The sequence below is a fragment of the Aeromonas veronii genome (genome assembly GCF_040215105.1).
Classification (GTDB): Bacteria; Pseudomonadota; Gammaproteobacteria; order Enterobacterales; family Aeromonadaceae; genus Aeromonas; species Aeromonas veronii_G.
This window is the reverse complement of the sequence record NZ_CP157875.1, coordinates 450,475-471,422: the sequence shown is the minus strand read 5'-3', so window position 1 is coordinate 471,422 and position 20,948 is coordinate 450,475. Positions and strand designations below refer to the sequence as shown.

At 62.0% G+C, this 20,948-nt stretch carries 17 protein-coding genes; all 17 read right to left on the bottom strand.

What is annotated here, in order from left to right:
- Positions 1 to 38: 38 nt before the first annotated feature.
- Entirely contained in the window at positions 39 to 2,759 is a 2,721-nt protein-coding gene (gene secA / locus ABNP46_RS02290) for a preprotein translocase subunit SecA (protein ID WP_349920815.1), read from the bottom strand.
- Positions 2,760 to 2,816: 57 nt separating this feature from the next.
- Positions 2,817 to 3,722, bottom strand: a complete 906-nt coding sequence (locus tag ABNP46_RS02285; protein ID WP_349920814.1) for a M23 family metallopeptidase — start codon at positions 3,720 to 3,722, stop codon at positions 2,817 to 2,819.
- 140 nt (positions 3,723 to 3,862) lie between these two features.
- Positions 3,863 to 4,786, bottom strand: coding sequence for a UDP-3-O-acyl-N-acetylglucosamine deacetylase (lpxC, locus tag ABNP46_RS02280; RefSeq protein WP_349920813.1), 924 nt, complete (start codon positions 4,784 to 4,786; stop codon positions 3,863 to 3,865).
- A gap of 101 nt (positions 4,787 to 4,887) precedes the next feature.
- Positions 4,888 to 6,039, bottom strand: coding sequence for a cell division protein FtsZ (gene ftsZ, locus ABNP46_RS02275; protein ID WP_349920812.1), 1,152 nt, complete (start codon positions 6,037 to 6,039; stop codon positions 4,888 to 4,890).
- Positions 6,040 to 6,079: 40 nt separating this feature from the next.
- Entirely contained in the window at positions 6,080 to 7,339 is a 1,260-nt protein-coding gene (gene ftsA / locus ABNP46_RS02270; protein WP_349920811.1) for a cell division protein FtsA, read from the bottom strand.
- Entirely contained in the window at positions 7,320 to 8,072 is a 753-nt protein-coding gene (locus ABNP46_RS02265) for a cell division protein FtsQ/DivIB (protein WP_349920810.1), read from the bottom strand. The genes ftsA and ABNP46_RS02265 overlap by 20 nt, the downstream gene beginning before the upstream one ends.
- A gap of 97 nt (positions 8,073 to 8,169) precedes the next feature.
- Positions 8,170 to 9,624, bottom strand: a complete 1,455-nt coding sequence (gene murC, locus ABNP46_RS02260) for a UDP-N-acetylmuramate--L-alanine ligase (RefSeq protein ID WP_349920809.1) — start codon at positions 9,622 to 9,624, stop codon at positions 8,170 to 8,172.
- Positions 9,625 to 9,716: 92 nt separating this feature from the next.
- A complete protein-coding gene (gene murG / locus ABNP46_RS02255) occupies positions 9,717 to 10,787 on the bottom strand; it encodes an undecaprenyldiphospho-muramoylpentapeptide beta-N-acetylglucosaminyltransferase (RefSeq protein WP_349920808.1) in 1,071 nt (356 codons plus the stop codon).
- The gene (gene ftsW / locus ABNP46_RS02250; protein WP_349920807.1) at positions 10,784 to 11,968 is read right to left on the bottom strand and encodes a cell division protein FtsW; all 1,185 of its coding nucleotides are present in this window, start codon (positions 11,966 to 11,968) and stop codon (positions 10,784 to 10,786) included. Before ftsW ends, murG begins: the two co-directional genes overlap by 4 nt.
- A complete protein-coding gene (murD, locus tag ABNP46_RS02245; protein ID WP_349920806.1) occupies positions 11,965 to 13,248 on the bottom strand; it encodes a UDP-N-acetylmuramoyl-L-alanine--D-glutamate ligase in 1,284 nt (427 codons plus the stop codon). The genes ftsW and murD overlap by 4 nt, the downstream gene beginning before the upstream one ends.
- Before the next feature lie 3 nt (positions 13,249 to 13,251).
- The gene (gene mraY, locus ABNP46_RS02240; RefSeq protein ID WP_349920805.1) at positions 13,252 to 14,334 is read right to left on the bottom strand and encodes a phospho-N-acetylmuramoyl-pentapeptide-transferase; all 1,083 of its coding nucleotides are present in this window, start codon (positions 14,332 to 14,334) and stop codon (positions 13,252 to 13,254) included.
- Positions 14,328 to 15,683, bottom strand: coding sequence for a UDP-N-acetylmuramoyl-tripeptide--D-alanyl-D-alanine ligase (locus ABNP46_RS02235; protein WP_349920804.1), 1,356 nt, complete (start codon positions 15,681 to 15,683; stop codon positions 14,328 to 14,330). Before ABNP46_RS02235 ends, mraY begins: the two co-directional genes overlap by 7 nt.
- Complete coding sequence (murE, locus tag ABNP46_RS02230) at positions 15,680 to 17,164, bottom strand: UDP-N-acetylmuramoyl-L-alanyl-D-glutamate--2,6-diaminopimelate ligase (RefSeq protein WP_349920803.1); 1,485 nt, start codon at positions 17,162 to 17,164, stop codon at positions 15,680 to 15,682. The genes ABNP46_RS02235 and murE overlap by 4 nt, the downstream gene beginning before the upstream one ends.
- The gene (locus ABNP46_RS02225; RefSeq protein WP_349920802.1) at positions 17,145 to 18,911 is read right to left on the bottom strand and encodes a penicillin-binding transpeptidase domain-containing protein; all 1,767 of its coding nucleotides are present in this window, start codon (positions 18,909 to 18,911) and stop codon (positions 17,145 to 17,147) included. The genes murE and ABNP46_RS02225 overlap by 20 nt, the downstream gene beginning before the upstream one ends.
- Positions 18,908 to 19,222, bottom strand: a complete 315-nt coding sequence (gene ftsL, locus ABNP46_RS02220) for a cell division protein FtsL (protein WP_349920801.1) — start codon at positions 19,220 to 19,222, stop codon at positions 18,908 to 18,910. Before ftsL ends, ABNP46_RS02225 begins: the two co-directional genes overlap by 4 nt.
- Positions 19,223 to 19,225: 3 nt before the next feature.
- Positions 19,226 to 20,164 carry a 16S rRNA (cytosine(1402)-N(4))-methyltransferase RsmH gene (gene rsmH, locus ABNP46_RS02215; RefSeq protein ID WP_349920800.1) on the bottom strand — a complete coding sequence of 313 codons (939 nt, stop codon included), beginning with the start codon at positions 20,162 to 20,164 and terminating at the stop codon, positions 19,226 to 19,228.
- Positions 20,165 to 20,623, bottom strand: a complete 459-nt coding sequence (mraZ, locus tag ABNP46_RS02210) for a division/cell wall cluster transcriptional repressor MraZ (protein ID WP_349920799.1) — start codon at positions 20,621 to 20,623, stop codon at positions 20,165 to 20,167.
- Positions 20,624 to 20,948: the final 325 nt, after the last annotated feature.

The following is a 20,948-nucleotide window of genomic DNA, read 5'->3' as shown; positions in this document are numbered from 1 at the left end:
GCACCGCCCGAAGGCGGTGCATGGATCATCACGGGAGCTTAGGTCAACTGACCGTGGCAGTGTTTGTATTTCTTGCCGGAGCCGCAGGGGCAAGGGTCGTTGCGCCCTACCTTCTGCTCGTCCCGCACGAAGGTGACCGGCGCCGCTTCGCCCTGGCTCTCCTCGTCCGCCAGCTGGTTCTCGGCGGCCGCATGGGTGTAAGTGCGGGGAGCGGCTTCCGCCTGCTGGCGCTGCTGCTCTTCCATCGCTTCCACGTCGCGCTCCTGGACCTGTACTCGGCTCAGGATGCTGACCACGTCGCGCTTGAGGGTTTCCAGCATCTGGGTGAACAGATCGAAGGATTCGCGCTTGTACTCCTGCTTGGGGTTCTTCTGGGCATAGCCGCGCAGATGGATGCCCTGACGCAGGTGATCCATGGCCGCCAGATGCTCCTTCCAGAGGCCATCCAGAGTCTGCAGCATCACCGCCTTCTCGAAGTTGCGCAGCACCTCCTTGCCGACCAGCTCCTCCTTGTGGGCGTAGAGCTTGGTGGCTTCTTCCAGGATGCGCTCGCGCAGCTTCTCTTCGTACAGCTTGTCATCTTCCGCCAGCCACTGCTGCAGCGGCAGATCCAGGGCGAAGTCGGATTTCAGGCGCGTTTCCAGGCCCGGCACGTCCCACATCTCTTCCAGGGACTGGGGCGGGATGTACTCGTCGATGATGGCGCCGTAGACGTCGTCACGGATGACATGGATGGTTTCTGAGATATCGTTGGTATCCAGCAGTTCATTACGCTGCTCATAAACCACTTTACGTTGATCATTGGCTACGTCATCGAACTCCAGCAGGTTTTTACGGATGTCGAAGTTGCGACCTTCCACCTTGCGCTGGGCATTCTCGATGGCCTTGGTCACCCAGGGATGCTCGATGGCCTCGCCCTCTTCCATGCCCAGCTTCTTCATCATGCCGGTCACGCGATCGGAGGCGAAGATCCGCATCAGGGTATCTTCCATGGAGAGGTAGAAGCGGGAGGAACCCGGGTCACCCTGACGACCGGAACGGCCGCGCAGTTGGTTGTCGATACGACGGGATTCGTGACGCTCGGTACCGATGATGTGCAGGCCGCCGGCGGCCAGCACGGCGTCGTGACGCACCTGCCAGGCTTCCTTGATGGCGCGAACCTGTTCCTCGGTCGGATTCTCCAGCGCGGCGATCTCCGCCTGCCAGTTGCCACCGAGCACGATGTCGGTACCACGACCGGCCATGTTGGTGGCGATGGTGACGGCACCGGTCTGGCCCGCCTGGGCGACGATCTCCGCCTCCATGGCGTGGAACTTGGCGTTCAACACCTTGTGGGGAATGTTCTCCTTGGTCAGGATGCCGGACAGCAGCTCGGAGTTCTCGATGGAGACGGTACCCACCAACACCGGCTGGCCCCGCTCCACGCAACCGCGGATGTCTTCGATGATGGCGGCGTACTTCTCTTGTGCCGTGAGATAGACCAGATCGCCCATGTCCTTGCGAACCATCGGCTTGTTGGTCGGGATGACCACGGTATCCAGACCATAGATCTGCTGGAATTCAAAGGCTTCGGTATCGGCCGTCCCGGTCATGCCCGCCAGCTTGTCGTACAGACGGAAGTAGTTCTGGAAGGTGATGGAGGCCAGGGTCTGGTTCTCGTTCTGGATCTTGACCCCTTCCTTCGCCTCGACCGCCTGGTGCAGACCATCGGACCAGCGGCGACCCGGCATGGTACGGCCGGTGTGTTCATCGACGATGACGATCTCGTCCTTCTGGACGATGTAGTCGACGTTGCGCTCGAACAGGGTGTGGGCACGCAGACCGGCGTTGACGTGGTGCAGCAGGCTGATGTTGGTGGCGGAGAACAGGGAGTCGTCTTCCGCCAGCAGCCCCTCTTTCTTGAGCAGCTCTTCCACGAAGATCTGGCCGTTCTCGGTCAGCAGGGCCTGACGGTTCTTCTCGTCCACGGTGTAGTGGCCGTCGCCGGTGTACTCTTCAGAGTCTTCCTTGTCCTGCTTGACCAGCAGCGGGATCAGCTTGTTGATCTGGATGTACATGGCGGAGCTGTCTTCCGCCGGGCCGGAGATGATGAGCGGGGTCCGGGCTTCGTCGATGAGCACGGAATCCACCTCATCCACCAGCGCGTAGTTGAGCGGACGCTGCACGCGCTGCTCCGGCGAGAATGCCATGTTGTCGCGCAGGTAATCGAAACCGAATTCGTTGTTGGTACCGTAAGTGATGTCGGCGGCGTAGGCGTCACGCTTCTGGGACGCATCCATGCCGGGCACGTTGCAATCGACCGTCATGCCGAGGAAGGTGAACAGCGGGCGGTTTGCCTCGGCGTCACGCTTGGCCAGGTAGTCGTTCACCGTCACCACGTGCACGCCGCGACCGGACAGGGCGTTCAGGTACGCCGGCAGGGTCGCGGTCAGGGTCTTGCCCTCACCGGTCTTCATTTCGGCGATGCGGTTGGAGTTGAGCACCATGCCGCCGATCAGCTGGACGTCGAAGTGACGCATGCCGAACACCCGGCGGGAGGCTTCACGCACGGTGGCGAACGCTTCCGGCAACAGCTGCTCCAGCGTCTCACCCTGCTCCAGACGCTGACGGTACTCGGCCGTCTTGGCCTGCAGTTCCTGATCGGACAGTGCCTCGAACTGAGGCTCCATCGCATTGATCTGTTTTACAATTTTGCGCAAAGCCTTGAGCGTTCTGTCGTTCCGGCTGCCGATAATCTTGGTGAGCAGTGTGCTAATCATGGGTACCAACTATTTTGGTTATATAAGCGTTCCGTCACTGGAACCTGAAGAAAAAACCTAACCCCGTCTGGCGTTCAGAAAGCGTGCGGGGTTGACCTGACGACCATCTTTCAACACTTCGTAATGCAAATGCACCCCGGTCGCACGACCGGTGCGGCCCATCAGGGCTATCTTCTGGCCTTCATCGACCAGGGTACCCACCTCCACCAACAGCTTGGAGTTGTGGGCATAACGGGTGACCAGACCATTGCCATGGTCGATCTCCACCATGTTGCCAAATTCCGGGTGACGTCCCGCCCAGCTGACGATCCCCTTGCCGGTCGCCAGAATGGGGGTGCCGGGTTTGCCCCGGAAATCCACGCCCTTGTGCATCTTGGCGCGACCGTTGAACGGATCGACCCGGCCACCAAAGCCCGAGGAGATCCAGACCCGCTCCTGCTTGACCGGCGAGCCGGAAATAAAACCGGCATCGGTGATATGGTGATTCATGATGAAAGATTCAAGTACCGAGAGCTGTTCTTCACGGCTGCTAAGCTGGCGATTGAGGTGTGCCATAGAATCTTGCAGCTCGTTGAGGCTGACTTCCAGATCCGCATCATAGGAGGGGCCCCCCATGGGTGGCAGCTCCTTGAAGTTGAACTCCTCGGGATCCAGGTCTGCCTTCTCGGTCAGGCGCTCGCCGAGGGCATTGAGGCGACCCAGCTGCCCCTGCATGGTGCCCACCTGGGCGGCCAGCATGGCAAGCTGTTCACGGGCTTCATCAGCCCCTTGGGTCGATTTTTGTTGTTGCGCGAGGACCAGCGCCACTTCCAGCGCTTCCATCTTCTGGTGCCAGCTCTGCCAGAGCCAGCCACCGCCCATTGCCAACAGGGAGAAGAGAATACCGCCGACCCAGGCCAGACGTTGTTTGGGTAAGTGCACCTTGCGGCGCTGCTTGCCGTGGAGGATCAGGGTAATGCTCATAGAAACTTGTCTGCTCGGTCAGGTGAGGCCAGAGGCCCGCACGGGTAATAAAACCGGGAGATAATCGGTATTAAGGAGTGGAATACACAAATGACAGGACGTCGGTGCGGAGAGGTGACCGACGTCCTGTTGCACAGCTATCAGGCCAGAACCAGACCGTTGTCGTAGTAAGCGATAGGCGCTTTCTCGCCCTCACCCTCGAAGGTCACCAGTTCCCAGGCCTCCTGCTTGGCCAGCAAGGCACGCAGCAGTTTGTTGTTCAGGGCATGGCCCGTCTTGTAGGCACGGAATTCACCGATGATGCTGCGGTTGCACATGTACAGGTCACCGATCGCATCCAGCATCTTGTGCTTCACGAATTCGTCTTCGTAGCGCAGGCCATCTTCGTTCAGTACCCGATAGTCATCCAGCACCACGGCGTTTTCCAGGCTTCCGCCCAGCGCCAGGTTCTGGGAACGCAGATACTCGATGTCACGCATGAAGCCGAAGGTACGGGCACGGCTGATCTCTTTCACGAAGGAGCTGCCGGAGAAGTCCAGCACGCAACGCTGGTTGCGGCCTTCAAACACCGGATGCTGGAAATCGATCTCGAGATCCATCTTGAAGCCGTTGCGATAGGGGTGGAACTCCGCCCACTTGTCGCCGTCTTCAACCCGGACGCTCTGCTTGATCCGCACGAACTGCTTGGGTGCATTCTGTTCACGAATACCCACTTCCTGCAGCAGGTAGATGAACGGATGTGCGCTGCCATCCATCACCGGGATCTCGGGTGCGTCAACCTCCACATAGAGGTTGTCGATCCCCATCCCGGCCAGGGCGGCAGACAGATGTTCGATAGTCGACACACGAACACCGGCTTCGTTCACCAGAGCGGTACAAAGCACGGTATCACGTACCTGATCGGCGTTGGCTGGCAGCTCTACCACAGGATTCAGATCGGTACGCAAGTAAACGATCCCTGTGTTGACAGGCGCCGGACGGAACGTCATTGTGACTTTCCGGCCCGAATGCAGGCCCACACCGGTGGCCTGGACACTCGTTTTCAAGGTTCTTTGTCTAATCATGGGTGTATCCGCTTAACAGCTCAAATTCCTGACCAGATGGTCGTTGCCGGGCCATCATAGCACAATCCTTAAACAACAAACAAACCAGAGCCATCAGAGGCTTAGTCAGCTTGCTTGCGCAGGAACGCAGGAATGTCGAGATAATCCGGCTCACGGCGAGCTTGCGGCTCGGCGTTCACCACCTTGGCCGGGGCTTCTTCCATCACGCGGCCTTGCATCATGTCGCTCACCAGCGGCTGACGCACCGGGCGCTCTTGCACCTGGCTGCTCTTGACCAGGGTGATGTCCGGCTTGCGCTCGGCACCGATACCGGTAGCCACCACGGTCACACGCAGTTCGTCGTGCATTTCCGGGTCGATAACGGTACCCACGACCACGGTCGCGTTCTCGGAGGCGAAGGCCTTGACGGCGTTACCCACGGTCTCGAACTCTTCGATGGTCATGTCCATACCGGCGGTGATGTTGACCAGGATGCCACGGGCACCGGCCAGATCCACGTCTTCCAGCAGCGGGCTGGAGATGGCTTTCTCGGCCGCTTCTTCGGCACGGTCATCACCGGAGGCGGAACCGGTACCCATCATGGCGGTACCCATCTCGCGCATCACGGTACGCACGTCCGCGAAGTCGACGTTGATGAGGCCCGGGCGAGTGATCAGCTCGGCAATGCCCTGCACCGCACCCAGCAGCACGTCGTTGGCCGCCTTGAAGGCGTCCAGCAGGGAGATGCCACGACCCAGCACCTTCAGCAACTTGTCGTTGGGGATGGTGATCAGGGAGTCGACGTTCTTGGACAGCTCTTCGATACCGTGAGCGGCGAAGCCCATCCGCTTCTTCCCTTCGAAGGAGAACGGCTTGGTCACGACAGCCACTGTCAGGATACCCATCTCGCGGGCGACTTCGGCCACGATGGGGGCAGCCCCGGTACCGGTACCACCGCCCATGCCGGCGGCGATGAACACCATGTCGGAACCGGTCAGCAGCTCACGCAGCGCTTCCCTGTCTTCCATGGCGGCGTCGCGGCCGACTTCCGGGTTGGCGCCAGCGCCCAGACCCTTGGTGATGCCACCACCGATCTGCAGCGTGGTGTTGGCACTGGAGTTGCGCAGGGCCTGGGCGTCGGTGTTGACGGTAATGAACTCAACACCCTCGATGTTTTGACGAACCATGTGCTCGACTGCGTTGCCGCCGCCGCCACCCACACCTATCACCTTGATGACGGCTTCGTCAGTGTGGCTATCCATAAATTCAAACATGTTGTCTCTCCGCTTTATTTGCTGACTGACGCAAAATCTCTTAGAACTCGCCACGCAACCAGTTGCTGACCCGTTTGACCAGCCCACCTACGCTTGCCTTGGCGGCATATTCCTTGTTATTGCCGGTGGATTGATTGGTCCGGCCGTATTGCAGCAACCCGACCGCGGTCGAATACACTGGCGCCTGCACGTAATCGCTCAATCCACGTATGTTCATGGGCTCACCCACCCGGACCTGGCTCTGGAAGATCTGCTCCGCACACTCCACGATGCCTTCGATCTGGGCTGCGCCACCGGTCAGTACCACACCGGCCGCCAGCTGATGCTTGACCCCTTGAGCCTTCAACTCACTCTGCACCCGCACCAGCTCATCATTCACCATGGAGAGCAACTCGGTGTAACGGGGTTCAATCACTTCAGCCAGTGTCTGCCGCTGCAGGCTGCGCGCCGGACGGCCGCCGACACTGGGGACTTCAATATTGTCTTCCTTGCTGACCAGACGGCCGAGGGCGCAACCGTAACGCACCTTGATCGCTTCCGCATCCAGCGGCGGCGTGCCAAAGGCGTAGGCGATGTCGCTGGTAACCGTGCTGCCAGCGTACGGGATCACCTTGGTGTGACGCAGGGCGCCGCCGGTAAACAGCGACATGTCCATGGTGCCACCGCCGATGTCCACCACGCAGACACCCAGCTCCTTCTCGTCCTCGGTCAGCACCGCATAGCTGGACGCCAGGGCGGAGAAGATCAGCTGATCCACCCGCAGACCCACCTTCTCGACACACTTCTCGATGTTGCGCGCCATGTCATTGTGGCAGGTGATCAGGTGCACCTTGGCCGCCATCCGCACGCCGGACAGGCCGACCGGATTCTTGATCCCTTCCTGATAGTCGATGGCAAACTCCTGGGGCAGCACGTGCAGCACCCGCAGCTCATCGGACAGTCGCACCGACTTGGCGGTGTGGATGACGTTGTCCACGTCCTCCTGGGTCACCTCCTCGTCGGAGATGGGCACCATGCCGGTCTCGTTGCGACAATCGATGTGCTTGCCTGACAGACCCAGATAGACGGAGCTTATCTGGCAGTCGGCCATCATTTCTGCCTCTTCCACCGCACGGCGCAGGGACTTGACCACGGAGTCGAGATCGTTGACCCCGCCCTTCTCCATCCCGCGTGAGGCGTGGCTGCCCATGCCGATGACATTGAGCTCACCATCAGGCAGCACTTCGCCAACCAGTACCGCCACCTTGGTCGTGCCGATATCCAGTCCGACAATCAAATTTCTATCTGCGGTGTTGGTCATTCACTTTCTCTTCGCTTTTCTTCCAGCCAACTGCCATTCCGGTGTCGTATCGAAGGTCCACGTAAGCAACCCGCTCACGGGGTTCGATGACCGGGAAGGCATCGATAAACCGCTGCAGACGAAGCGCGATATCCGAGCGCCCCACAAACAGCTGAATGTTGCCATCCAGGGTCAGTTCCCAGGCATGGCGGGGGGTCAGATTCACCCCCATCAACTTGTATCCCCTGGCCGCCAGCAAGGTCTCGTACTGATGGCTGGCTTCCAGCACCTTGGCGGCCTGATCATCGGGCCCGGACAACTGCATCAGCGGCTTTTTCACCCTGTCCGGGGCACTGAACACCTCACCCTTGGTGTTGACGAAGCGGTTGCCATTCCAGCGGGCCGCCACATCCTGTTCGGTGAGGTAGACCTTGATCTTGTTCGGCCACTTCTTGCGGACCGACACCTGGGCCACCCAGGGCAGCGCGTTCAAACGCGCCTGCAATTCGTTCACATCCAGCTCGAAGAAATTGCGCAACTGGGCACCATCCAGCACGGCATTGCGCAGCTCATCGGCTTTCAAATATTCGTGTTGCCCCTGTAGCAACAGCTCGCTCATGGGCAACCGACTGGCATCCGTCAGCCAGTCTTTAACATCCAGCGCAGTCTGGTAGAGCCCCCACATGACCAGGATGAAAAATCCCACCCCGGCGATGAAGCCCCCCTTGGTGCGCCCTTGTGCCCTTGCCTCCACCCGATCGATCCCCGTTTAACGCGCCATGTCGGCCACTTGCAGACCGGTTCGCCATTATATAGGCGCCGGCTTGGCGGTCAAAATACTCATTGGGCCCTCAGGCACCGGATTTCATGCTATCCACGCTCAATTTCATCTCGCCGAGACGACGGGCCAGCGCCCCGACGTTCCCTGCCCCCTGGGTCAGCACCAGATCCCCCTCGCCGATGAGGTCCGCCAGCACCGCCGGGACATCGTCCGGCGTTGCGACAAAGATGGGTTCCATCGCGCCTCGGGAGCGGATGGTGCGGCACAAGGCACGGCCATCGGCACCGGGAATCGGCTCCTCACCGGCGGCATAGACCTCCAGCATCACCAGTACATCCACCTTGGAGAGCACGTCGGCGAAATCTTCGTAGAGATCCCGGGTACGGCTGTAACGGTGGGGCTGGAATACCATCACCAGACGCTTCTCGGGCCAGCCGGCACGGGCGGCGTTGATGGTCACCTTGACCTCGCTCGGGTGGTGACCGTAGTCGTCCACCAGCATGGCCTTGCCACGGCCGGTCTCGAACTCGCCATATTGCTGGAAGCGGCGACCCACCCCTTCGAACTTGGACAGGGCCTGGATGATGGCGTCGTCGCCGATGCCGTCTTCAGTCGCGACCGCAATGGCGGCGGCGGCGTTGAGGGCATTGTGCACCCCGGGCAGGTTCAGGGTGACCAGCAGTTCACCGGCATCCTTGCGGCGCACCCGGAAGCGGCTGCGGTTGCTGGTCTGCTCGAAGTCCAGCACCTGCACATCCGCGTCGTCAGACAGGCCATAGGTCAGGGTCGGACGGGCGATCTCCGGCAGCAGGCTGCGGATCACGGGGTCATCCACGCAGACCACCGCCAGGCCGTAGAACGGCAGGTTGTGCAGGAAGTCGATGAAGGTCGCCTTCAACCTGGAGAAGTCGCCGCCATAGGTGTCCATGTGATCCGCTTCGATGTTGGTCACGATGGAGACCATGGGCTGCAGATGCAGGAAGGAAGCGTCACTCTCGTCCGCCTCGGCGATGAGGTAGCGGCTGCTGCCTAGGCGCGCATTGGTGCCGGCACTGTTGAGCAGGCCACCGATGACGAAGGTCGGATCCCGGTCCGCCTCGGCATAGATGCTCGCCACCAGACTGGTGGTGGTGGTCTTGCCGTGGGTACCGGCGATGGCGATGCCGTGACGGAAGCGCATCAGCTCTGCCAGCATCTCGGCGCGGCGCACCACGGGGATGCGCAATTCACGGGCGGCCAGCAGCTCAGGGTTGTCCTGCTTGATGGCAGTGGAGACCACGACCACGCTCGCCTCGTTGACGTGTTCGGCACTGTGACCCACGAAGATGTGGGCACCGAGGGAAGCCAGGCGCTCGGTCACGGCATTGCGCGCCAGATCGGAGCCGGAGATCTGATATCCCTCGTTGGCAAGCACTTCGGCGATCCCGCCCATACCGGCACCACCTATGCCGATAAAGTGGATGCGACGCACGCGGCGCATTTCGGGGATCACGGTACGCAGTTTTGCCAGTTCAACCTTGGTCATAATCTTCTCTCTTTAGTCCACCGTGCAGCCGCGCGGCGACATCAACATTCTCGGGATAAGACGGCACGGCGTTGCGGGTGCCATCTTGATCATCATTTCTGGGTCGCAAGCCGTTTACACTCATCGGCAACCCGTTCGGCGGCATCGGTGATGGCGACGCGACGGGCGGCTTGCGCCATGTTCAGCAAGGTTTCTCTGCGCCCGGCGAGCCAGGAGAGACGGGCGGCCAGGGAGGCCGGCGTCAGCTCGGATTGGGGCAGAAACTCCGCGGCGCCGCCATCCACCAGGGTCAGGGCGTTGCGAGTCTGGTGATCGTCCACCGCGTGGGGCAGCGGCACGAAGATGGCGGCGAGCCCAGCGGCCGCCACTTCGGAGACCGTCAGCGCCCCCGCCCGGCACACCACCAGATCGGCCCAGGCGTAGGCATCCGCCATGTCCTTGATAAATTCGCTCACTTCGGCTTCGACGCCGTGCTGGGCATAAGCCGTGGCGACGCTGTCCTGGTTGCCCTTGCCGGTCTGATGGCGCACCGCGATGGGTACGCCGGCGGCGGCGACGGCGGGCGGCACCTGCTCATTGAGCACCTTGGCCCCCAGACTGCCACCGACGATCAGCAGCCGCAGGGGGTCGGCCGCACTGCGCAGCACGGGATCCGGCAGCGCCACCACTTCGGGGCGCACCGGATTGCCGACCACGGCGGTGCGGGCATTGGGAGCAAAGGCGCCGGGGAAGGCCATCAGCACCCGCTTGGCGATGCGGGCCAGCAGCTTGTTGGTCATGCCGGCCGCCGCATTCTGCTCGTGCAGCAACAGCGGGATACCGGCGATCCAGGCGGCGACGCCACCGGGACCCGAGGCGAAGCCCCCCATGCCGAGCACCACATCGGGTTTGATGGTCTTGAGCACGCGGCGGGCCTGCAGCACGGATTTGACGATGCGGTAGGGCGCGGCCAGCAGACGTTTGATGCCGTTGCCACGCACCCCCTGGATGTCGATGAAGGAGATGGGGTAACCGTGGGCGGGCACCAGTTCGGCCTCCATGCGGTCGGCGGTGCCGAGCCAGTGAACGGTCCAACCCTGGGCCTTGAGGCGATCGGCCACGGCCAGACCCGGGAAGACGTGTCCCCCGGTCCCACCCGCCATCACCAGCAACGTCTTGCTCACGAAACCTCCCGCACGCGCGCCTGGGCACTGGCCTGGCGCAACTCGAAATCGATACGAATCAACATGCTCACCGCCACCATCATGATGATGAGACTGGAGCCACCATAACTGACCAGGGGCAGGGTCAGCCCCTTGGTGGGCATCATGCCGCTGGCCGCCCCCACGTTGACGAAGGTCTGGAAGCTGAACCAGATGCCGATGCCGATGGCCAGATAGCCTTCATACAACCGCTCGGCCACCAGCGCCTGATGGCCCAGCTTGAGGGCCTTGATCGCCAGCGCGAAGATGAGGAAGAGTGCACCCAGCACCCCCACGTAACCGAGCTCTTCACCGAGGATCGCGAACACGAAGTCGGTGTGTGCCTCCGGCAGGTATTCCATCTTCTGGATGGAGTTGCCGAGCCCCTCGCCAAACCAGCTGCCACGGCCGAATGCCATCAGGGACTGGGTCAGCTGATAGCCGCTGCCGAAGGGATCGGCCCAGGGATCGAGGAAGGAGGTCACCCGCCGCATCCGGTAAGGCTCGGCGATGATCAGGGTCACCACGGCACTCACCCCCACCAAGATGAGGCCGATGAACTGCACCAGCCGTGCCCCCGCGAGGAACAACATGCCAAGGGAGGTCACGAACATCACCACCACGGAGCCAAGATCCGGCTGGGCCAGCAGCAGAATGGCCACCACGAACAGCACAGCCATGGGTTTCATGAAGCCGATGAAGCGCTCACGGACCTCGCTCTGACGACGCACCAGATAGCCAGCCAGATAGACGAAGAGCGCCAGCTTGCCAAACTCGGCCGGCTGCAGGTTGAAGGGACCGAGCGGCAACCAGCGCACGGAACCGTTGACGCTGCGCCCCACCAGCAGTACCAGCACCAGCATGACGATGGCGAGCAGCAGCATGGGGCCGTTGTACTGCTGCCAGCGCGCCATGGGCACCTGCAGCACGAACCAGGAGATGCCGAGCGCCATCACCAGGAAGAGGCCATGGCGTTTGACGAACATGAAGGGATCGTTGTTGATGGCGATCCCTTCCGGAATGGAGGCCGACGCGACGATCACCAGACCCACGGACATCAGCGCCAGGGCCAGCACCACCAGTTGCCGATCGAAGAGACCGGCGGGGCGCGCCGGTAACAACAGGCGTTGCAGGAAGCCGGCGACAACGCGCAGGGCATTCATAGGGCCAGCACCAGCTCGGTGAAGCGATCGCCGCGCGCTTCGAAGGACTTGAACTGATCCAGGCTGGCGCAGGCCGGGGCCAGCAGCACCCAGTCGCCTGGGCGAGCATCGGCGGCGGCCTTGGCGATGGCGGCGTCGAGATCTGCCACTCGCTCGGTCTGCTCACCCAAGGCGAGCAGTACGTCAGCATCCTGCCCGAAGCAGTACATGTGGTCGATTTGACTGCCGAGGAGCGCTTGAACAGGTCCAAAATCCTGCCCCTTGCCCTGACCACCGGCCAGCAGCAAGAGACGGCCCTTGACCGACTCACGAACCCCGGCCACGGCGGCCAGCGTCGCCCCGACGTTGGTTGCCTTGGAGTCGTTGATCCAGCGCACCCCGTTCACCTCACGCACGAAGCGGGCGCGGTGAGGCAGCCCTTCGAAGCGGCGCAGCACCCGCAGCTGTGGCTCGCGGGGGATCCCGACCGCGTCGCACAGGGCCATGGCGGCCAGGGCGTTGGCCTGGTTGTGGGCACCGACGATCTTCATCTCGTCCACCGCCAGCAGCGGCTCGCCGTGCAGGGTCAGCCAGAAGCGACCATCCAGCTCGCAGCGGCCGTAACCGTTGCAATCCAGCCCGAAGCTTTGCCACACCTGACCCACATCGGGCTGGGTCTGGGCATCGTCACGGTTGATCAGAATGTGTTGGGAGTGTTGATGGATCTCCTGCTTGGCGGCCCGGTAGTCGGCCATGCCCGCGTAGCGATCCATGTGATCTTCGGAGAGATTGAGCACCACGGAGGCGGCGGCGCGCAGGCTGTGGGTGGTCTCGAGCTGGAAGCTGGAGAGCTCCAGCACGCAGAGATCCATCGGCTGCTTGAGCAGATCCAGCGCCGGGGTGCCGATGTTGCCACCGACGCCCACCTTGAGACCGGCCTCGGCGATCATCTCCCCCACCAGGGTGGTGACCGTGCTCTTGCCGTTGGACCCCGTGATGGCGATGACCGGCACCTGGGTCTCGCGCACGAACAGCTCGATGTCGCCGACGATGCGTACCCCGAACTCGGCAGCCGCCTTCAGCTCGGGGGTCGACAGCGCGATACCCGGGCTCGCCACTATCATGTGGGCCTGCTTGAGACGATCCCCATCCAGCCCCTGGATGAGCTCCACCCCGGCGGGCAGTTGATCCTTGCCGGGAGGATTGGCACGGGTGTCCATCACCAGCGGCGTGATGCCTCGGCCGAGGAAGTAATCGACGCAGGAGAGTCCGGTTTTGCCGAGTCCGATGATGATGACCATGGCTTATCTCACCTTCAGGGTGGCGAGACCGAGCAGCACCAGCATGAGGGTGATGATCCAGAAGCGCACGATGACGCGCGGCTCCGGCCAGCCCTTCTTCTCATAGTGGTGATGGATCGGTGCCATGCGGAAGATGCGCACGCCGCGCAGCTTGTAGGAACCCACCTGCAGGATCACCGAGACGGTCTCCATCACGAAGACGCCCCCCATGATCACCAGCAGGAACTCCTGACGCACCAGTACGGCGATGGTGCCGAGCGCCCCGCCGAGGGCCAGGGAACCCACGTCCCCCATGAAGACCTGCGCCGGATAGGTGTTGAACCAGAGGAAGCCCAGACCCGCCCCGACGATGGCGGTACAGACGATCACCAGCTCAGAGGTATAGGGCACATAGGGAATGTGCAGATAGTTCGCGAAGTTGACGTTGCCGGTCGCCCAGGCGATGAGGGCAAAGCCCCCCGCCACCATCACGGTCGGCATGATGGCGAGCCCATCCAGGCCATCGGTCAGGTTGACCGCGTTGGAGGTGCCGACGATGACGAAATAGGTCAGCACGATGAACATCAGGCCAAGTTGCGGCATCACATCCTTGAGGAAGGGCACCACCAGCTGGGTCTGACCGTCGTGGGTGGCCGTGGCGTAGAGGAAGACCGCCACGGCCAGCGCCACCGCCGACTGCCAGAAATACTTCCAGCGGGCAATCAGGCCATCGGTGTTCTTGCGCACCACCTTGAGGTAGTCATCGGCGAAGCCGATGGCACCGTAGGCGCCGAGCACGAACAGCACCAGCCAGACATAGGGATTGTCGAGGCGGCACCAGAGCAGCACCGAGGTGAAGATGGCGGCAATGATCATCAGGCCCCCCATGGTCGGGGTGCCCTTCTTGCTGAGGTGAGACTCGGGGCCGTCGTTGCGGATCACCTGGCCAAACTTCATGATCTGTAGGCGGCGGATGAGGCGTGGCCCCATCCAGAGCGCTACCACCAGGCCGGTGATGATCGACAGGATGGCGCGAAACGTCAGGTAGGAGAAGACGTTAAAGAAGGTGAAGTGCGGGGTCAGCAGTTCCGCCAGCCAGACTAGCATGTGGCTGACTCCTGATGGTCGGTGACCATCTTGACGATATCTTCCATGCGGGAGCCTCTGGCGCCCTTGACCAAAATCGAGATTTCCGGGTGTGTATTTATCATTTGCGCAAGCACTTCAAACAACGACGCCTTGTTATCGAAATGTCGGCCAGCCGCAGCATCTGCGGTGTGGCGACTCTGTTCCCCTACCGTCAGCACGGCATCGAGGCCGCGCTCGCGGGCGTGGCGTCCAACCCGGGCGTGCTGCGCGGCGGACTCCTCACCCAACTCCTTCATGTCACCGAACACCAGCACCTTGTAGCCACCCATGGCGGTCAGGGCGTCGATGCCAGCCAGCACGGATTCCACGCTGGCGTTGTAGGTGTCATCCACCAGGGTGAGGCCACCCCAGCGCTGGACGCAGAAGCGCCCCTTGACCGGTGCCATCTGCTCCAGGCCCGCCTTGACCGAGGCCAACGACGCGCCGAGCGCGAGACAACCGGCGGTCGCCGCCAGGGCATTGGCCACGTTGTGGCGGCCCGGCAGGGCCAGGGTCAGACTGATTTCACCGTTCGGAGTCACCAGGGTGCACTCGGCGCAGCCATCGGCATTGAAGCCGATGTCGCGGGCGTGGAACGGCTGGCTCTGATCCTCGATGGAGAAGGCGCACTGAATGCCCTTCGCCTGCCACTTCGGCCAGAATTCGTTGTCGGCATTGACGATGGCGCTGCCGCCCTCCCCCAGACCCTCGAAGATCTCGCTCTTGGCGTGGAATACCCCTTCCAGGGAGCCGAAACCCTCCAGATGAGCGGCCGCCACGTTGTTGATGATGGCGGCATCAGGCTTGGCAAGCGAGGTGGTCCAGGCAATCTCGCCCGGGTGATTGGCCCCGAGCTCCATCACCGCGAACCTGTGTTGCGGCTCGAGGCGCAGCAGGGTGAGCGGGACGCCTACCTCGTTGTTGAAGTTGCCGGCAGTGGCCAGCACTTCCCCTTCGTGACGCAGGATGGCGGTCGCCATCTCCTTGACCGTGGTCTTGCCGCAGCTGCCGGTGATGGCCAGCACTTTCGGGTGGATGCGCTCGCGCACCAACCTGCCCAGACGCCCCAGCCCCTTGAGGCTGTCGGCCACGATCAGCTGAGGCACCGCCAGTGGCAGCTCCCGCTCCACCAGCAGCGCAGAGGCACCGGCCGCGACCGCCTGATCGCAGAAATCGTGGGCATCGAAACGCTCGCCACGCAGGGCGACGAAGAGCGCGCCAGCACCCAGGGTGCGGGTATCCGTGCTGACCGCCGTGATCTCGGCGTCACCGCCGATCAGACGGGCATCGAGCGCCTGCGCCAGTTCGGCAAGCCTGAGGGTCATCATGTGAATGACTCCAATAATGTGTGCAAGGCGGCGGCGACGGTTTCCCGATCGCTGTAATGCCGCTTGTCAGTGCCAATAATCTGATAATCCTCATGGCCCTTACCGGCCACCAGGATGATGTCCTGCTTGCTCGCCTGCGCCAGCGCCAGGCCGATCGCCTTGACCCTGTCGTGCTCGATCTGCACTGAGGCGGGATCGCGAAAACCCGCCACCATGTCCGCCATGATCTGGGCCGGCTCCTCGGTACGGGGATTGTCGTCGGTCAGGATCACGCGATCCGCATACTGCTCTGCCATGGCGGCCATCATGGGACGCTTGCCGCGATCCCGGTCGCCGCCACAACCCACCAGACACCAGAGCTCGCCTTCGCAGTGCACCCGCAGGGCCTGCAAGGCTTTTTCCAGCGCATCCGGGGTATGGGCATAATCGACCACGGCCAGCGGCGCATCGCCACCGCCGAAACACTCCATGCGACCGGTCACCGGCTGCAGCCTGGGGGCACTATCCAGCAAGGCGTCGAAATCGTAGCCGAGCACCAGCATCACACCCATGGCCGCCAGCACATTGCTGACGTTGAAGCGGCCGAGCAAGGGGGCGGATAATACACCATTCCCCCAGCTGGAGTTAATCTGTGTGTGAAAACCTTGTTGGTGAAATTGGGGATCCTGCGCCGTCAACTGTCGCCCGGAATGATGGGCGATGGGGCCATTCACCCCGAAGGCCACCGCCTTGGGGTAACGGGACAACCAGCTGCGACCCAATTCGTCATCAGCATTGATGACTGCACAAGGCTCATTCACCAGCTTGATCAGCTCTTCCTTGGCCGCGCCATAGGCTTCCATGGTGCCGTGATAATCCAGATGATCCCGGCTCAGGTTGGTGAAGGCTGCCGCCGCAAAGTGCAGGGCCGCCACGCGATGCTGCACCAGACCGTGGCTGGAGACCTCCATCGCCACCAGGTCAGCCCCCTCTTGCTGCAAGGCATCCAGAGTGGCTTGCACCTCCACCGCGCTGCCGGTGGTGTTCGGCGCCTCCACCAGCTTGCCGAACAGACCGTTGCCTATGGTACCCATCACCCCGGCCTTGCCCCCCAGCAGGGTGCGCCAATTCGCGACCAGCAGGGCCGTGGTGCTCTTGCCGTTGGTGCCGGTGATGCCAACCAGTTGCAATCTGTCGCTGGGCTGCTGATAGAAATGACCGGCCAGCTCGGAGAGCCTGGCGGGCAAATCGGGGATCCCGTAGCAGGGAACGGAGAGCACGGGCGGGACGAATTCACCGTCCTCCTCAAACAGCACGGCGGCGGCTCCCCGAGCCACCGCCTGTTCGATAAAGCCTCTGCCATCCATCTGGTGACCGCGCACGGCCACGAACAGCGAACCGGGCCCGACGCGCCGACTGTCCAGCTGGATGTCGGTGAGGGGGAGCGCCGGGGCGTGAATGCCGAAGGGGCGCAGCAGTTGATCAAGTGCGCGGGGCAGCATTGGGAGCCTCCATACGGGCAAGCTTGGCGGGAACGGCAGGAGAAATCCCGTCGGGACGAATGTTGAAGAGTTGCAGCACGCCGCCCATGGCCTCGGCGAAGGGCGGGGTAGCCACGGCGCCGCCGTAGTAGGCAGTGCCCTTGGGCTCGTTGATCACTACGACCATGACGAAGCGGGGGTTGCTGGCGGGGGCGAAACCGGCGAACCAGGCCATGTAGTCCTTGCCATAGCCACCGGCGACGGCGACCTTGGCGGTACCACTCTTGCCGCCGACCCGGTAGCCGGGGATCTTGGCCTTGGGAATGGCGTTGTCGACCACGTACTCCAGCGCCTGCAACATGGCGGTGGCGTTGTTGTGATCGATGACCTGCTCCCCCTTGGGAGGCGTGGTCACCTTGATGATGGAGAGCGGCACCCGCTTGCCCTTGTTGGCCAGGGTCGCGTAGGCGGAAGCCAGCTGCAGCGGGGTGACCCGCAGGCCATAGCCAAAGGAGAGGGTCGCCCGCTCGATATCGGACCAGCGACGACGCTGGGGCAGCATGCCACTGCTTTCCCCCATCAGACCGCTGCCGGTATCCATGCCAAAGCCCACCATGCTGAGAGTGTTGATCATCTCCTGGGCCGGCATGCGCAGGGCGATGCGCGACATGCCGATGTTGGAGGAGTAGCGCAGGATGTCGTACAGGTTGGTCGCCTTGTGAATACTCACATCGCGGATCTGCTTGGCCCCGATGAACAGGGGGCCGCCCTGAATGGTGTCTTTCCAGCTGGTCACGCCCGCCTGGAGCGCACTCAGCAGGATCAGGGGCTTGATGGTGGAGCCCGGCTCATAGGTATCGGTCACCACCCGGTTGCGCACCCGGAAGCTCTGGTACTGGCCACGATTGTTCGGGTTGTAGGAGGGGGTGTTGACCATGGCGAGTACTTCGCCGGTCTTAACGTCCAGCATCACCATGGAGCCGGAGGTCGCCTTGTTCTCGTCGGTGGCGCGTTTGAGCGCCCGGTAGGCCAGCGCCTGTACCCGCTGATCGATGCTCAGTTGCAGATCGTTGGAGTTCTTGCCCTCCTTGACCAGACCGAGCCGCTCGATGACGCGGCCCTGACGGTCCTTGCGTACCCGCATCTCACCCGGGGTCGCAGTCAGCCACTCGTTGTAGCTGCGCTCTATCCCCTCGATCCCGCTGCCATCGATATTGGTCACCCCCACCAGATGGGAGCTTATCTCGCCGGTCGGATAGAAGCGGCGGGACTCGGGGCGCAGATAGATGCCACCGAGCTTGAGCCCCTTGATGTATTCCGCCACCGCCGGCGTCACCTGCCGCTGCAGATAGACGAAACGCTTGCTCGGGTTGGAGATGCGATGCTTGAGGGTATTGATGTCGAGCTTGAGCACGGCGGAGAGCGCCAGCCAGGCGCGTTCGTTATGGATAGCACCGGTCTCGTGTACCGTCTTGGGATCCGCCCAGACGGCCTCGACCGGCACCGATACCGCCAGCTGCTCACCGTTGCGATCCGTGATCATGCCACGCACCGCCTGGGTGGAGGTGGTGCGCAATGAACGCATGTCCCCTTCCTGGCGCAGCCGATCGGGATCGATCACCTGGATCCAGGCAAGACGCAGGATCAGACCCGCAAAGGCGATGCCGATGAAAAAGACCAGCGTGCGAAAGCGCCACGGGTAGAGTGACGGTGCTTTGGCCTTGGCTTTCTCTTTTGCCGGTGCCCGGGTGGCAGCCTTGCGTTTCATGGTTGAGTTATTACCTTCTCGGTGGTCACCAGGGGGCGAGCCATCTGCAATTTATCCATGGCCAGGCTCGCCACTCTGGAGTGCTCGGCCAGAGTGCCCTGCTCCAGCAGCAGGTGCCGCCACTCGATGTTGAGCCTGTCCTCTTCCGCCATCAGGTCATTCTGCTTGGCGGTCAGACCCCGGGTCATGTTGGTCACCAGGATCACCGCGAAGGCAGTGACCAGCACGGCGACAGCCAGCAGGACCTGCAGCTTGTGGCGCCAGAGATCTCCGATGATCTCCTTGGCCAGATGAACGCGCACCTCGCTCATGACTCAATCCGCCAGACGCTGGGCCACCCGCAGCACTGAGCTGCGGGCGCGGGTGTTTTCGGTGACTTCATGATCGGAAGGCTTGAGCGCCTTGCCGATCGACTTCAATTTGCGGCCACCCGCCAGCTGAGCCTCGGTCAACGGGATGCCGTGCGGTACCTCGGGGCCCTTCTCGTGTTTGCGGATGAAGTGCTTGACCAGCCGGTCTTCCAGAGAGTGGAAGCTGATGACGGAGAGACGCCCTTCCGGAGCCAGTACCTGCAGGGCACCGTTCAGCGCAGTCTCGATCTCATCCAGCTCGCTGTTGATATAGATGCGGATGGCCTGGAAGCTGCGGGTCGCGGCGTGCTTGCCCTTCTCCTTGCTCGGATTGACCCGGGCAATCATCTCCGCCAGCTGGCGGGTACGTACATAGGGCTCGGTCACCCGGTCATGGACGATGGCGCGGGCGATCTTCTTGGCAAAACGCTCTTCACCGAAGGTCTTCAACACCCAGGCGATGTCATCCACGTCGGCGCGGGCCAGCCACTCGGCCGCGCTCTGGCCGGAGGTGGGGTCCATGCGCATGTCCAGCGGGCCATCTTTCATGAAGCTGAAGCCGCGCTCGGCATCGTCGAGTTGGGGGGAGGAAACACCGAGATCCAGCAGGAAGCCGTCGACCTTGCCCAGCAGACCGCGCTCATTCAGATAAGCGGTGATGCCGGAGAAGGGGCCGTGCACGATCTCGAAACGGGGATCCTGGATCTTGGCTGCCTCGGCAATGGCCTGGGGATCCCGATCGATGGCGATGAGTCGGCCATTGGGGCCGAGCTTTTCAAGAATGAGACGAGAGTGACCACCCCGGCCAAAAGTACCGTCGACATAGACGCCGTCCGGCTTGATGGCCAGCCCTTCGACGGCTTCGTGCAACAGCACAGTGATGTGTTCAGCGGCTTGGGTCATTTATAAAGAGAAATCCTGTAGTCGTGGTGAACTCGCCCAATCGTCCTCGGGCAGGCCCTGGATATCGTCATTGATCTGTTGCTGCCAGCGGGCTTCGTCCCACAGCTCAAACTTGTTGAGCTGGCCCACCAGCATGATTTTCTTGTCCAGCCCGGCGTGATTGCGCAGCGGCTGGCTCAGCAGCAGACGGCCATTGCCGTCCAGTTCGCACTCGATGGCGTTGCCGAGCAGCAGGCGCTGCAGGCGGCGCTCCGCGGGGTTGGTGCTGGAAAGCGTCTTGAGCTTGCGCTCGATCTCTTCCCATTCATTCAGGGGATAAAGCAGCAGACAGGGGTGTGCGATGTCGATGGTGCAGACCAGCTGGCCGTCGCATTCGTCGCGCAGCCAGTCTCGATATTTGGTCGGAATCGCCAGTCGCCCTTTGCTGTCCAGGCTGATGGCGTGAGCGCCACGCAACAAATGTCAGTCCCCGAAGGTGAGTTTAAGGAGGCAAATCGCCCGATAAAACCACTTTGATCCACTTTTCTCCACCATGAAGTTTAAGGACGAGCAGAGGGCTTTTCAAGCAAGGATCTCGGGCATGGGGAACATATTGACGTAGCTGTGGGGCACAGCCGATTAAATGAATTGATTTTCCAAGAGTTATCGTGAGGCAGCCAGGAGGCGATTAATTAGAAAAAATTAAAAAATATCACGAAGATGAGTAATGGCGCGGTTCGAATACGCATTCAAGTCACCATTGTCTGCATAATGTTTCTATTAGCCATCACTATTTAAGGTGACG